The organism is Bdellovibrio sp. ZAP7 (assembly GCF_006874645.1).
Lineage (GTDB): Bacteria > Bdellovibrionota > Bdellovibrionia > Bdellovibrionales > Bdellovibrionaceae > Bdellovibrio.
On record NZ_CP030082.1, the window covers coordinates 318,448 to 332,123 of the forward strand.

Consider the following 13,676-nt stretch of genomic DNA (forward strand, 5'->3'; position numbering starts at 1 on the left):
ATGATTTTTCGTCTGGCCGTAAGAGAACTGATTCGCAGCTGGCGATTTGGATTGTTTTTTATTTTCAATTTAAGCCTTGGTCTGACAGGTTTCGTGTCGCTGCAGGCATTCAACGTTACCTTGCAGGACGAGCTCGCAAGGAACGCGAAGAACATTCTTTCGGCAGATCTTTCTGTTTCAGCCAGAAGAGAACTGACCGAAGCAGAACAAGCTGCCATGAAGTCCGTTTTGCCGCCGGGAACGGAAACAGGTCGCATTTATGAATTCTTTGCGATGATGAGTTCATCCAAAGGCTCGCGACTGGTGATGGTGAAGGCTATCGACAGCAGTTACCCGTTCTATGGCGCTTTGGAAATGCACAGTGGAAAAAAGATCAGTCCCGGCAGTGAAAAGGAAATTTTAGGTTCGCACAAAGTTTGGATTTATCCGGAGCTTCAACAACAAATGAATCTGCAAGTTGGCGATCGCATGCAGATCGGAAAGCTTGATCTAGCGATTTCGGACGTGGTTGACCGTGATGAAACACAGACGTTTCGCATGGCTTCGCTTGCACCAAGAGTTTACGTCGACTTAAAACTACTGCCTGAGTCTGGATTGATTCAGTTCGGAAGTACTTTTACCCAAGCCTATCAATTTAAACTTCCGGCGGGGACTGACGAAAACAAAGTGAAGGAAGATATCTTTCTAAAACTTCCAGATCCAGCGATCTCGGTGGATACGCCGACATCTGCGGGCGAGGATTCTGGTCGCCAACTGGGTTACCTGTCTGACTATCTGGGGTTGGTCGCAATCATCGCCTTATTCATGTCAGCTTTGGGGGCTGCGTATATCTACCGTATGTTCCTATACAGCCGTATGAAAGAGATCGCGATTTTGCGAACTCTGGGTTTACAAAGTATCCAGGCAGTTGGCGTTTATGTTCTTCAAGCTTCGCTTTTGGGGTTGCTTGCCACCTTACCGACGGTTGCTTTCAGTGAAATTGTATTGCCAGTCCTCACTAAGGTTTTAGGAAGCTTCACTCCGTTTGACTTAAAACCGTCGGTCACGATGGAAGCCTGGGGCCTTTGCCTGTTGATGGCTGTTTTGGGAAGTTTCGTTGTCAGTCTTCCATTCCTAATGAAGATCTATGACTTAAAGGCAGCAAAACTATTCAGTGAAGAAAAGTTCGCGGTGAATGAAGGTAAAGTCCGCATTTGGCCGTTTATTCCTGCCATCTTGGTGTTCTATGGGTTGTCCGTTAACCAAGCCCATTCATGGAAGATCGGCTCTGCTTTTGCGGGATCTTTGGTGGCGACGATTGCGGTTCTGCTGGTGGCTGGATACTTCGTTCTGAAGTTTGCGGGAACTCTTAAGAATCTTCGTTTGTGGATGATGAAGTACAGCTTCTTGGGATTGTCCCGTCGTGCTGGCGCAAGTCTCGCAGTATTCGTGGCATTAGGTTTGGGTGCTTTGCTGATCAATATACTTCCTCAGCTTAAGAACTCTTTGCAGTCTGACTTGCAGGTGGATCAAAAGACAAGTCTGCCTTCTTTATTCATGTTTGATATTCAAGATGAACAAGTCACGGGCATTCAAAAGGTTTTGGCCGACAATGAAATTAAAACTCTTTCTTTGGCGCCGATGGTGCGTGCACGGGTTTTGAAAGTAAATGGCGTTGATTATGAACGGAAAATCGAAGGCCAAGGTTTTAAAACCAGGGAAGAAGAACGCGAAGCCCGTTTCCGCAATCGCGGGATGAACTTGTCTTATCGTGATCATTTATCTGATAGCGAGGAAATCATCGAAGGCCGCCCGATGGCTCCGATGTTTGATCCAGAAAAACAAAAGATCGCAGAACTTTCCGTGGAGGAAAGATTTGCGGATCGTATGAACTTTAAACTAGGCGATAAAATCATCTTTGACGTGCAAGGTGTTGAAGTCGAAGGAGAGATCGTAAACTTCCGTAAAGTGAAGTGGACGACCTTTCAGCCTAATTTCTTTGTCCTGGTTCAAAATGGAGTTTTGAACGACGCTCCGAAAACATTTATCTCGGCCTTGCCGACGGTTAGCGCCGAAAAAAGAGCGGCACTGCAAAATGAGCTCGCTAAAAAATTCGCCAACGTTTCTGTGATCGATGTGGTGCGAACTGTGGATGAGGCGCTTAAAACGGCAGACAAGATGAGTTGGTCGTTGGAGCTTATGGCGTATCTGGCGTTGTTCACCGGATATATCGTGCTTTTTTCCATCGTGCGCAGTCAGATCAAGCTTCGCCGATGGGAAATGAATATGCTTAAAATCCTGGGGGCAAGTCACCGTGAAGTGGCAGGGTTTATTTTGACGGAGTTCGCGTTTCTTGCCTTTGTAAGCTCGTTCCTGGGCTCTTTCCTAAGTGTTGGTGTCAGTTATGGCTTGAATCGGATCATTTTTGAGGGAGGATTTCAGTTTTCCCTTACTCAACCACTGCTTTCGGTCGCGATAATTACTGCCTTAAGCCTATTGATCTCTTTCCTTGCAAGCGCAGATATTGTAAAAGAAAGTGCTTTAAGTATTTTACGTGAGGAAAAGTAATTCATGATGTCGAATAACGAGGCTTTAAAAAAAGCTCAGCAGATCCTGGAAGAAGGGGGTGTCATCGGACTTCCCACCGAGACTGTTTACGGCTTGGCCGCTCGTATCGATATTCCCTCTGCGATTGAAAAAATCTTTACTACCAAAGAGCGTCCTTTCTTTGATCCTTTAATCGTGCACGTGTCGTCGATCGAAATGGCTAAAAAGGTGACGGCTTATTGGGGACCTGCTTCTCAGGCTTTGGCTGAAGTTTTCTGGCCGGGTCCTTTGACGCTGATTTTGCCTAAGGATAACTCCATCAACTCGATGATCACGTCAGGCTTAGAGTCTGTGGGGATTCGTATGCCCAATCATCCTTTGGCTTTGGCATTGATTCAGGAAGTGAATGTTCCCTTGGCAGCGCCAAGTGCTAATAAGTTCGGTCGTACCTCTCCAACATCAGCAACTCACGTACGCGTGGAGTTTAAAAATGAAAACGTTTTCGTGATGGATGGCGGGGATTGCCAAATTGGTATCGAATCCACCGTCTTGTTGGTTCGTCATCGCCCTGAAAAGGTTGAGCTTTCAATTCTTCGCCGTGGGCATATTTTGAAATCTGATTTGGAAAGAGTGCTTCAGGAAAAGGGCTTTAAGTTTGAGTTTATCGAACAAGTCGATAAACGCGAATCCCCGGGGCATATGAAACACCATTACATGCCACCGATCCCATTGATCGTAAGTACAGACGCCCAGCGCCCAGTGGATGATATTTTAAAAGAAGTGAATCAAAAACTTTCTTTGCTGCCGGATGAAATCGAAAGCATCAAGATCATCAAACCTCAGCACGGAATTGCCAAGGCTGAGATCTTAAAACTTTCCCAGGATCCTTTGCTCGCGACACGCGAATTTTACGGAAAGCTTCGTGAAGTCGCACAAAAAGGCGCGGACTGCATTGTATTCTATAAAGAACCCCATCAAGTTGGTGAACGCTGGGAATCCTTGTTTGATCGCTTGAACAAGGCGGCATCATTAATTCTTTAGTCCTGTAAGAACCTTCGTCTAAACAGAATCCTAAAGATCCTCTGTTCTTCTTCTGACAATGTTAAGACAAATAGTTCGTTAAGCTGTTCTTGGATTCAACGAAGGAGTTCAGGATGTTTACGGCACTTCAATCCTTTTATCAGCTACGCACTCACAAGCTTCACAAGTTCAAATCTAAAGTTAATATCAATGTTGAAGTTGGACCGTTTGTCCTAAAAACTGTAAGCGACACGGAAGAACTTCGCGAAGCCTTAAGCCTGCGCTGGGAGGTCTTCCACTCTGAAATGCTGGGTAAAAAATCAGGTCGTCTGGATATCGATGCCTACGACTATGATTGCGATCACTTGATCATCAAAGAAAAGCGTTCAGGGAAAATCATCGGTACTTATCGTATCCGCTGTTCTCTTCATACAAATAACTTTTACTCAGCCAATGAATTTAACATCGACACTTTGTTGCAACAACCGGGAGTCAAAATTGAATTGGGCCGTGCATGCATCGAAAAAGAATTCCGCAGAGGCGCAGTGATTTCGATGCTTTGGCGCGGGATTGCGGAATACATGAATGCGACCGATGCAAAAATTCTGTTCGGTTGTGCGACCGTGATGACTGAAAATCCAGAAGAAGCAGCTTTGCTTCAGGCTTACTTTGAAAATGAAGGCCGTGTAGCCGACGCCTACAAAGTTCAGCCAACGTCAGACTATTCAATGCCGGAAATTAGAGAGGCTAAAGCTCAGTATCAGGACTCCCTTACGGAGACTCAAAGGGAGACGGCTGAAGCTTTGATGCCACCGTTGTGTCGCGCTTACTTGAAAATTGGCGCGTTCATCGGTGGTGAGCCTGCCTGGGACCGTGATTTCCGTTGTGTGGATTTCTTGACGATACTTCAGCGCGAAGATTTGAATAGCACACTGTGGAAGCGTTTTAAGATGGGATCTTAACCAACTTTGGTTTAGCTAAAGATCCGAGAATCCCTGCGGTATGAAACGTGACTTGACGGTTTTGCTGGTTAACACCTTATAATGGACAAAGTGGAATCTATTACGTCGACACTTCGTGGTCTTATTAAAGCCGTATTCTTTTTGTTCTATTTGAGCGTGTACGTGATCACGTCGCTTTTTATTGCTGCGACCACTCGTGATCGCAGCAAACGTCGTCGTAGATTCTCTGCCAACGCCAGCCGCTATTGCGGTTTGATCGCACGCAATGCTTTAGGGATTAAGCTGACCGTCATCAATAAGCCCGCTGCCAAACATGCGGGAAGTTTGTTGGTCGCAAATCATATGGGCTTCGTGGATATCTTGTTGCTAGCTGGTATCGAGCCAATGTCTTTTATTACTTCCAATGAAATGCGTGAGACTCCATTGTTAGGTCCGATCACTGAGCTCGCGGGTTGCTTCTATGTCGAGCGTCGCAGTCGCACAAAAATCCTGGGCGAAATGAAACGCCTGGCAGATTCCTTGAAAGACGGACTGAATATCGTTCTTTATCCCGAGGCGACTTCGACTAACGGAGAAAAAGTTTTACCGTTTAAACGCACTTTGATGATGGCCGCTTCAGAAGCAGGCGTTCCAGTTCAGCCGGTGGTCATTAATTTTACAAGTATCAACGGCGAGGCCTTCAATACAAGATGGCGCGATGCTGTTTGCTGGTATGGTGATGCCACTTTCGTGGAGTATTTCTGGAAGACTTTGCGTCTAAAGTCCGTGACTGCCGAAATTGAATACCTGGAAATCTTGCACGCTAAGCCTGAAGACGAGCGTGGCGCATTGGCTGATAAGGCGCACGCTATGATTTCAGCGAAGTTTGTGCCGGTTCAACAGGTGCCTCCTGCTGCAGAGCAATTACCTACGGACCTTGAGACAGACCCTACTTGACCTTCTGATTTATATATGTAAATAATGTGTAAATGAAGAAGATTATCCATGTGGATATGGACTGCTTTTACGCGGCCGTCGAGGTGAAATACAATCCGGAGCTTAAGGGAAAACCCTTGGGCATCGGTGGGCCTCCCAATACTCGCAGTGTTCTTTGTACTGCAAGTTACGAGGCTCGTAAGTTTGGCGTTCGCTCGGCCATGCCATCCTCGCAAGCGGTGCGCTTGTGCCCACAGCTGATTTTAATTCCTCCTCACTTCGATCTATATAAAGAAGAAAGCCGCAAGGTGCGGGAGATCTTCGAACGCTTTACCAAAAAGATAGAACCATTGTCGTTGGATGAGGCTTATCTGGATGTCACGGATTGTAAAGAGTTCGGTGGCAGCGCCACTCTGATCGCACAAGAAATTCGTCGTCTGATCTATACAGAACTTAATCTTACGGCTTCAGCCGGTATTGCTCCCAATAAGTTCCTGGCGAAAATTGCCAGTGACTGGAAAAAGCCTAATGGGCAGTTTGTGGTTCGCCCTCAGGATATCGATGCCTTTGTTAAGGAACTGCCGGTGGAAAAGATTTTCGGAGTCGGCAAAGTCACAGCTCAAAAAATGCACGACGTGGGACTTCACACGTTGGGTGATGTTCAAAAATATTCGGTGCCGGAACTTCATCGTTGGTTTGGCTCCCGTGCTCAGGATTTATACGACTATGCTCGCGGAGTTGATAACCGTGAAGTTATTACGGAATGGGAACGCAAATCCCTGACAGTCGAAGAGACATATAACAAGGACTTGATGACTTTCGAGGAATGCAAAGCCCGCATTCCGGGTTTATATGAAGACTTCATGGAACGTTTAGAGCGCGGTCAGTATCAGGATCGAGTCAAAGGCATGGTCGTAAAGCTTAAATTCTTTGATTTCAAATCCACTACTCACGAAGAAGTGGTCCATTCTCTGCCCACGCAAGAGGACTTTGAGCGGCTGCTTGAAAAGGCCTGGCATCGCCGCTCGGTCGCGGTTCGTCTGATTGGTTTGGGAGTTCGCTTGGGCTCTGAAAAAAAGAAGGACGAGTCTGTTAACTCATCCCAACTTAAATTCGCAATTTAGTTTTCATGCGACTTTGTTTTTTTCTTTAGTCGCCTTTAGCGTGGCTCAAATTTTTCAGCTAACTTTACGTTTTGTATGCTGATGACCGTCGTATTTATCGCGGTGAACTTTGGTGAGTTCTTCGCCTTTATTAAATTTTATTATCATCCACAGTGCTCCAATGATCGCTACCATGGTGATGATCACTACTGAGAGGCTGATCATATAACCTCCTCTAATAGAAACATTATTGCACAAGTAAACGCGAAGATACTCGCTTAGGGATTAAGGGCGGGGAGAATGCGAGAGTGTACGTCGTTTGAAATGCCGACGTACACGCGCCATTAAAAGACTTTTTTCCATTCGTCTTCTTTAAAGCCAATCAGTGCCACGTCATCACCCAATACGAACGGACGTTTCACCAACTTGCCATTTTCAGACAATAGTTTAAGAGCTTCTGATTCCGTCATGGAAGGAAGTTTGTCAGAAAGCTTCATCTCTTTGTAAACCAAACCTGAAGTGTTGAAGAGATTTTTCAAGCTGCCGCCGCGTTCTTTCAAAGCAGCGAGCATCTTTTTAAGCTCAGTTTGTGACGGAGCTTTATCTGCGATCGGAAGTTTTTGGTAAGACACTTTTTTGCTATCCAAAAACTTCAGCGCTTTTACACAGGTCGAGCATTTCGCGTATTCGTAAACTTTAAGCATTTGATTTTACCAACCAACCGCACATTTTATAAAGGATGCGCGCGCCCACGTTGCCATCCCATTCAACTTCATGAGGTTCCAAGCCACCAGTGGAAACTTCGTTCAAGTCAAACGCGATGATCTTACGACCCGAGTTGTGAACTTCGCGGAACAAGAAGAAGATTTGGTCAACACTCATGCCGCCGGGAACTGGAGTTCCGGTGTGTGGGCAGAATGCTGGATCCAAGCCGTCGATATCAAAGGAAATGTAAACGTTTTGTGGAAGTTCCTTTAGAATGTCCTGACAGATTTTCTCCCAAGTTTCGCCTTTCAACATGCGACGCTTAAGTTCCAAATCATAAAACGTTTTAATGTCTGGGCGAGACTCACTGAAGTCGTATTCCTCTTCGCAGAAATCACGGATGCCGACTTGAACCAATTTTTTTGGTTTCTTTGCATCAGTCATCACGTTGTACATGATCGAAGCGTGAGACTGTTTGAAGCCTTGGTAGGCCACACGAAGGTCAGCGTGCGCGTCAATGTGCAAAACGCCAAAGTCACCTTTGAACTTATCGCTGACAGCGCGGATAGCACCCAGTGGAGTCGAGTGGTCACCACCGACCATGCCCAAAAGTTTACCCTTGTTCAAAACGTCAGAGCACTGATCGTAAACCCATTGTGACATTTTTTCGCATGCTGCGTTCACTTCAGCCGCCAATTTATCCATTTTGGCTGTGTCATTGCTCATGCTTGTGCGCATGCTGATCAATTCTTGGGCAACAGCTTTGTATTTGTCGTTTTGTTTCAGCAAGTCTTCTGACAACTCGCGCATGTGGTATCCCACTTCGTAAGCTTTGCCGACTTCGATATCAAAGAGATCGATTTGTTCGCTGGCGTCACGGATGATCTGTGGCCCACGAGATGCTCCCTCGCCGTATGAGGTTGTTACTTCCCAGGGAACTGGGACAAGAACGACTTTAGATTCCTCTTCTGTCATCGGGATTCCGAAGATCCCGAACTCTGCAGAAATGGTTGTCGTTGGATCAAATTTTGGTGCGGTTTTTTCTGTCTTTTCAGACATTGCTTATCTCCTTGAAAATGCGCTAGAATTTATAGCATTTAAACAATGTGTCAATCGAGCAATAACTTGATTATTTTTGGCGCATAACCCATTTTAAGCCCACTTTGGGAACTATACAATTTCCCAGCGAAATTCTTTGGAGGAAACACAATGAATATGAAGGCTCTTTTGCTGCTCGTCTTGAGTTCAGCTTTGACCGCTCCCGCTTTCGCAACTGCACCAAATGCAAATGCACCACAAGGCGGAAATTTCGTTTACAACCTAGGTGGCGAACCACCAACGGTTCACCCAATCACATCAACTGACATTTATTCAAGATATGTTCAGAACTACGTGTGTGAAGGTTTGTTGTCTCGTGATTCAGAAACTTACGACTGGAAACCTCGTTTGGCTGAAAAGTGGGAAGTCTCCAAAGATAATAAAGTATTCACATTCCACTTGCGCAAAAACGCTGTCTTTCACGATGGTAAACCAGTTACTGCGGAAGACGTAAAATTCTCTTTCGACGCTATCTTCAACCCAGTATACGAAGCTGCTCACTTGCGCCCGTACTACGAAGGTTTGGCAAAAGTTGAAGTTGTAGACCCTCACACTGTGAAGTTCTATGCCAAAGACTCTTATTTCAAAAACTTCGACTCTGCTGCAGAGTTGACGGTTATCCCAAAAGACATCTACAGCGATGTTAACAAATCTAAAAAAATGAACCGCGAGTTGATCTGTGCGGGTCCATACAAACTGATGAAGTTCGACCGTGGTCAAATGATCCAGTTGAAAAAATTCGACAAATGGTATGGCAACACTGATGCAGCTTTCAAAGGCTACTTCAACTTCGACACAATCACTCTTCGCTTCTTCAAAGACGAAAACGTAACGTTGGTAAGAGCTGAAAAAGGTGAGTTGGATTACATCGATCTTCGTATCGAATCATTCATGAAGAAAACGTCTGGCCCAGCTTGGGGTAAAACAATCATCAAGCACAAAGTTGCGAATGATGCTCCTAAGTCTTATGGCTTCGTAGGTTGGAACCAACGTAAAGAAATTTTCCAAGACAAAAATGTTCGTATCGCTTTGGCTCACTTGTTGAACCGTGAAGAGATGAACAAAAAATTCCGTTACGGCATGTCTGATCTTGCTAACGGTGCTGTTTACATCAAGTCTGAATACAATCCAGGCAACAAAGCTATCGAGTACAATCCTAAGAAAGCCCAAGAGCTTTTGAGTAAAGCTGGCTGGGCAGATGCTGATAAAAACGGTGTGCTTGAAAAAACAATGAACGGGAAAAAAGTAGAATTCAAATTCTCTCTTCTTTATGCAAATAAAGACGTTGAGAAATATTGGACTATGTACCGCGAAGACTTGAAAAAAGCCGGCATCGACATGGAATTGAAATACCTAGAGTGGAATTCATTCTTGAAATTAGTCGATGAAGGTAACTTCGACGCTGTGACTATGGGTTGGGGCGGTGGCTCTGTTGATCCAGATCCTAAACAAATCTGGCACTCTTCTAACGCGATCCCAGGCGGTTCAAACTTTATCGCTTACAAAAGCCCTGAAGTTGACAAGCTAATTGACGACGCTCGTGTTGAGCCGAACAAAGCTAAACGTGTTGCAATGCTGAAAAAAGTATACGCAAAGATCGCTGAAGACGCTCCTTACGCGTTCCTTTTCAACGATAAGTATGAATTTTATGCAAATTCGTCACGTATGGGCATGCCTGCAGAGACATTCAAATACGAAGTTGGTAAAGACTACTGGTGGGTTAAACCTTAATAGTTACTTCTCGGGAGTAGGACCTTGTTCGTATACCTGATCCGTCGACTTTTTCTAATGATCCCGACTTTTTTCGGGATCACTGTTGTTACTTTTGTGCTCATCAATTTGGCTCCTGGCAGCCCTATTGAACAAAAGCTACAAGCTATCCGTTTCGGTTCCGGAGCGGCTGGTGGTGGCGGTGGAGCATCCAGCGTAGGCGGCCGTGGCGACACGGGCGTCAACGAGGAAGTTATCGAGGCTTTGAAGAAACAGTATGGTTTCGATAAGCCTCTTCATATGCGCTACCTTATCTGGCTTAAAAATATCTCTCGCCTGGATTTCGGCGAAAGCTTCACTTATCAAGAGCCAGTTATCGAAGTAATCAAAAGTAAGCTTCCAGTCTCAATGATCTTTGGATTGTTCACTTTGATTCTCACTTATATTGTGTGTATTCCGCTGGGAGTTCGAAAGGCCATCAAGGCCGGCCAAAGCTTCGACAAGGTGTCGACGTTGCTTCTGAACTTTACCTACGCAATTCCGCCTCTTATTCTTGGTATCGCATTGATTTACTTTGCTAGCCGTTCAAACTGGTTCCCTTTAGGGGGGTTGCAGTCTGATGACTATGAATCTATGTCCACTTGGAACAGATTCTTGGATCGTGCTCACCATATGGTTCTTCCATTGATCTGTTACACGATTGGTGGTTTCACTGAGCTTTCTATCCTTATGAGAAACTCCATGCTCGACATTATTAAGTCGGACTTCGTTCGTACGGCTCGTGCAAAAGGTCTTTCTGAAAAGGTTGTCGTTTATAAACATGCTCTAAGAAATGCTTTGATCCCAATCGCTACTGGTTTGGGTGGTTTCTTAGGTGTGTTCTTGGCTGGTTCTTTGATTATCGAGCAGATGTTCAACCTTGATGGTATGGGCTTGCTTGGTTACCAATCGGTTTTGGCTCGTGACTACAATGTTATCATGGGTATTACTTTTATCTCGGCGATGCTGATGATGGTGGGTCGTATTCTGAGCGACGTCATCTACGTACTTGTTGACCCAAGGATTGATTTCAAATGATGGATCCAATTCAGAAATATCTTATTAAAAATGAGCTTACGCTTAAACGTTATAAACGCTTTAAGCGCGACCGTGTCGCTGTTATTTCCGTTTGGATCTTGCTTGCGATGTTCTTCTTCAGCTTCACTGCGGAGCTTTGGGCGAACAGTCACCCCCACATTCTTCACTACAATGGTCAGACTTACTTCCCATTGTTCAAAGAATACCATCCGTCTCAGCTGGGCCGCGATGATATCTATGTGATGGATTACCGCGCGCTGGAAATGAAAGAGGGCGATTGGGCCTTGTGGCCATTGATTCAATGGAATCCATACGAAAGTAACCGTACTGTGGAAACTTATCCTTCTCCTCCAACTAAGTACAACTGGTTGGGTACGGATGAATCCGGTCGTGACGTGATGACACGTCTTCTTTACGGTTTCCGTTACACGATGATTTTCGCTATCGGTGCATGGATCTTTACTTACCTTATCGGTATCACGATGGGTTCAGTAATGGGTTATGTCGGTGGGCGTGTGGACCTTGTGGGTCAGCGTATAGTAGAGGTTGTGGAATCCGTTCCTTATTTGTTCGTATTGATTACGATCATCTCGATCTTCACTCCGAACATCGTGGTACTGGCAGGTTTGACGGCGCTATTGGGTTGGACTGGTATTTCTGCTTACATGCGTGCGCAGTTCCTATCATTGCGTAAGCGTGAATACGTTGAGGCAGCGGCAGCTATCGGTGCGACTCATACTCGTATCATCTCAAGCCACATTCTTCCGAATGCTTTGACTCCGATCATTACGTTCGCACCGTTTGCTATCTCTGCAAATGTGTATGCTCTTTCGATCTTGGATTACTTGGGTCTGGGATTGGTTCCACCAACTCCATCTTGGGGTGAGTTGATGGCACAAGCACAAAAGTGGGCGACTATTGCCGGCTGGCTTGTATGGGGTCCATTGATCGCGATGGTTGTGACATTAACGCTTCTGAATAATATCGGTAAAGCAGTTCGCGACGCTTTCGACTCTAAAATGTAGTTTTTGATTTTCAAAATTAATAAAAAAGGGCAACGCAAGTTGCCCTTTTTTTTGAAGCATCGTCGGTTTTAAGGGCGATGTCCAAACGTCCTTCTTCCACCAAAGCGAGCTTCGGCTTCTGAAGTACGGCTTACTATGAGTTGATTGGTCACATCAATCACGCCATAGCAATCAATTGAAATGTCTTCGGCTAAATAGCGCATTCTTCGTTCTGGTACGAATCCCGTCAGGGTCACGATACCGTCCGTAACCTGCACATCAATATCACGGGCGTCGATTCCCCGGTGTTGCGCCAACACATGGGAAATCTCGGTCTGTAAAGTTTTGTCATTGCGTCTGCGTCGATGTTGTTCGGGGTGGAAATCTCTTTCTGTCCAATCTTCCTGGTTCATCTCTTTCATGCGTTTTTCAGATTCATAATCAGAATGAGCTACAAAATCCCGCGGAAGAGGTCGGTTGGCATCATGACTATATCCCGTATTGAAATCGGGGGAGGCGTAACGAAGGTGTTCGCGATTTCGTTCGTAGTCGTAAAAGTTTGAATCAGATTCCGAGTTGTGACGTTCGTTGCGATTTGAAAAGCGTTGTTCTCGGCGTTGAAGTTCTTCGGGGGAGTATTGGATTTCTCGACGTTCTCTTTGAACGGCACGTAGTTCATTGTCGCGACGTCTTGGTGGGCGGTAATTTGAACTTTGCATCTTAAACTCCTGGTCTGATTGAGTTTAGGATGACATAGATGGGAGTGGATCCCCGAATACCGAATTAGTAATATTTCAGAATACAAATCAGGATCGGTACTGATGGCCAGCGAAAGCTGGCCCAAAATTCAGCTTAAGGATGACGAAGCATTTTGCAGAACACGGCAGAGGATACGTTTCCGCTTTTGTCTGACGTTGTGCCGATAACAAATACATTCTTTTTAGAAACATCACTGCGATAAGAATAACGGATGTCAGTTTCATCATAGATATGTGCTAGTTGGACTTCGGTTGCCGTTTCGGTTCCTGGGCTAAGCTTTGAACCGTTATCAGCAAAACGTTGTTTCATTTCTTGCGCTGTCATGTCTTGATAAGGATCTTCTGAATAGAAGAAATTAAACATCCCGCTGATAGCGATCTGATTTTCAGATTTTTCAAAAATGAATCCACCATGGTGTGCATAGTTCGGATCGAAGTGTGAAGTTAAGTGAAAGCACTTGCCAGAATAGCCGATTAAACCTTGGTTGGCGAAACCGGAGACACCTTGCGAGTAACCATCCACGATGTTTTGCATTGGTTCAGAGCAAACGCTGCCATCACAAATCGTTGTTGGGTCAACAACCGGACCCGGTGCCGACTCTGCTTTCGCAGTTCCAGTGATAGCGCTTACGAAAATAACCAAAGAAGAAAAGATATATCTCATCATAGAAGACGGTCTCCAAAATGTGCCTTCTAAGAGCTTTTCAATCCGTTGATAAGCGGTCAAAAGGTACAGCAGAGTGTTTCATTGAATTGGTATATGGTCGTGCTACGGAGCTGGCTGTAGGGATAGGTTTC

Annotated in this window: 13 protein-coding genes; 8 read left to right on the forward strand and 5 right to left on the reverse strand. The window is 45.3% G+C overall.

Features of this window, described 5'->3' with window-relative positions; translation table 11 throughout:
• The 5 genes from DOM22_RS01675 (at position 1) to dinB (ending at position 6,547) form a co-directional block, all read left to right on the forward strand.
• Positions 1 to 2,547, forward strand: coding sequence for an ABC transporter permease (locus DOM22_RS01675; protein WP_142698725.1), 2,547 nt, complete (start codon positions 1 to 3; stop codon positions 2,545 to 2,547).
• 3 nt (positions 2,548 to 2,550) lie between these two features.
• Positions 2,551 to 3,567 carry an L-threonylcarbamoyladenylate synthase gene (locus DOM22_RS01680; protein ID WP_142698726.1) on the forward strand — a complete coding sequence of 339 codons (1,017 nt, stop codon included), beginning with the start codon at positions 2,551 to 2,553 and terminating at the stop codon, positions 3,565 to 3,567.
• Positions 3,568 to 3,680: 113 nt separating this feature from the next.
• Complete coding sequence (locus tag DOM22_RS01685) at positions 3,681 to 4,508, forward strand: GNAT family N-acetyltransferase (protein WP_142698727.1); 828 nt, start codon at positions 3,681 to 3,683, stop codon at positions 4,506 to 4,508.
• A gap of 90 nt (positions 4,509 to 4,598) precedes the next feature.
• Positions 4,599 to 5,444, forward strand: coding sequence for a 1-acyl-sn-glycerol-3-phosphate acyltransferase (locus DOM22_RS01690; protein ID WP_246845800.1), 846 nt, complete (start codon positions 4,599 to 4,601; stop codon positions 5,442 to 5,444).
• Between the two features lie 32 nt (positions 5,445 to 5,476).
• Positions 5,477 to 6,547 (forward strand): DNA polymerase IV, encoded by a 1,071-nt coding sequence (gene dinB, locus DOM22_RS01695; protein ID WP_142698729.1) that lies wholly within the window; start codon positions 5,477 to 5,479, stop codon positions 6,545 to 6,547.
• A gap of 54 nt (positions 6,548 to 6,601) precedes the next feature.
• Here dinB and DOM22_RS19820 read toward each other — a convergent pair whose 3' ends face one another.
• From DOM22_RS19820 to DOM22_RS01705, 3 genes are all read right to left on the reverse strand, one after another.
• A complete protein-coding gene (locus DOM22_RS19820; protein ID WP_168196528.1) occupies positions 6,602 to 6,751 on the reverse strand; it encodes a hypothetical protein in 150 nt (49 codons plus the stop codon).
• A gap of 119 nt (positions 6,752 to 6,870) precedes the next feature.
• Positions 6,871 to 7,230, reverse strand: coding sequence for an arsenate reductase family protein (locus tag DOM22_RS01700; RefSeq protein ID WP_142698730.1), 360 nt, complete (start codon positions 7,228 to 7,230; stop codon positions 6,871 to 6,873).
• Complete coding sequence (locus tag DOM22_RS01705; protein WP_142698731.1) at positions 7,223 to 8,290, reverse strand: agmatinase family protein; 1,068 nt, start codon at positions 8,288 to 8,290, stop codon at positions 7,223 to 7,225. Before DOM22_RS01705 ends, DOM22_RS01700 begins: the two co-directional genes overlap by 8 nt.
• Before the next feature lie 150 nt (positions 8,291 to 8,440).
• Between DOM22_RS01705 and DOM22_RS01710 the strand changes: the two genes are divergently transcribed.
• From DOM22_RS01710 to DOM22_RS01720, 3 genes are read left to right on the forward strand one after another with little or no spacing between them, the layout of a single operon-like run.
• Entirely contained in the window at positions 8,441 to 10,060 is a 1,620-nt protein-coding gene (locus tag DOM22_RS01710; protein ID WP_142698732.1) for a peptide-binding protein, read from the forward strand.
• A 24-nt stretch (positions 10,061 to 10,084) separates the two neighbouring features.
• The gene (locus DOM22_RS01715) at positions 10,085 to 11,116 is read left to right on the forward strand and encodes an ABC transporter permease subunit (RefSeq protein ID WP_246845801.1); all 1,032 of its coding nucleotides are present in this window, start codon (positions 10,085 to 10,087) and stop codon (positions 11,114 to 11,116) included.
• On the forward strand, positions 11,113 to 12,141 hold the full coding sequence (locus DOM22_RS01720) for an ABC transporter permease subunit (RefSeq protein ID WP_246845802.1): 1,029 nt from the start codon (positions 11,113 to 11,115) through the stop codon (positions 12,139 to 12,141). Before DOM22_RS01715 ends, DOM22_RS01720 begins: the two co-directional genes overlap by 4 nt.
• 68 nt (positions 12,142 to 12,209) lie before the next feature.
• Here the strand turns inward: DOM22_RS01720 and DOM22_RS01725 are convergent, their stop codons facing one another.
• Both DOM22_RS01725 and DOM22_RS01730 read right to left on the reverse strand, forming a co-directional pair.
• Positions 12,210 to 12,839 (reverse strand): BON domain-containing protein, encoded by a 630-nt coding sequence (locus DOM22_RS01725; RefSeq protein ID WP_142698734.1) that lies wholly within the window; start codon positions 12,837 to 12,839, stop codon positions 12,210 to 12,212.
• A 133-nt stretch (positions 12,840 to 12,972) separates the two neighbouring features.
• Positions 12,973 to 13,545, reverse strand: coding sequence for a hypothetical protein (locus DOM22_RS01730; RefSeq protein WP_142698735.1), 573 nt, complete (start codon positions 13,543 to 13,545; stop codon positions 12,973 to 12,975).
• Positions 13,546 to 13,676: the final 131 nt, after the last annotated feature.

Coding starts and splice junctions, on each gene's coding strand:
- DOM22_RS01675 (WP_142698725.1), top strand. CDS start 1: ATGATTTTTCGTCTGGCCGTAAGAGAACTGATTCGCAGCTGGCGATTT.
- DOM22_RS01680 (WP_142698726.1), top strand. CDS start 2,551: ATGATGTCGAATAACGAGGCTTTAAAAAAAGCTCAGCAGATCCTGGAA.
- DOM22_RS01685 (WP_142698727.1), top strand. CDS start 3,681: ATGTTTACGGCACTTCAATCCTTTTATCAGCTACGCACTCACAAGCTT.
- dinB (WP_142698729.1), top strand. CDS start 5,477: ATGAAGAAGATTATCCATGTGGATATGGACTGCTTTTACGCGGCCGTC.
- DOM22_RS19820 (WP_168196528.1), bottom strand. CDS start 6,751: ATGATCAGCCTCTCAGTAGTGATCATCACCATGGTAGCGATCATTGGA.
- DOM22_RS01700 (WP_142698730.1), bottom strand. CDS start 7,230: ATGCTTAAAGTTTACGAATACGCGAAATGCTCGACCTGTGTAAAAGCG.
- DOM22_RS01705 (WP_142698731.1), bottom strand. CDS start 8,290: ATGTCTGAAAAGACAGAAAAAACCGCACCAAAATTTGATCCAACGACA.
- DOM22_RS01710 (WP_142698732.1), top strand. CDS start 8,441: ATGAATATGAAGGCTCTTTTGCTGCTCGTCTTGAGTTCAGCTTTGACC.
- DOM22_RS01720 (WP_246845802.1), top strand. CDS start 11,113: ATGATGGATCCAATTCAGAAATATCTTATTAAAAATGAGCTTACGCTT.
- DOM22_RS01725 (WP_142698734.1), bottom strand. CDS start 12,839: ATGCAAAGTTCAAATTACCGCCCACCAAGACGTCGCGACAATGAACTA.
- DOM22_RS01730 (WP_142698735.1), bottom strand. CDS start 13,545: ATGATGAGATATATCTTTTCTTCTTTGGTTATTTTCGTAAGCGCTATC.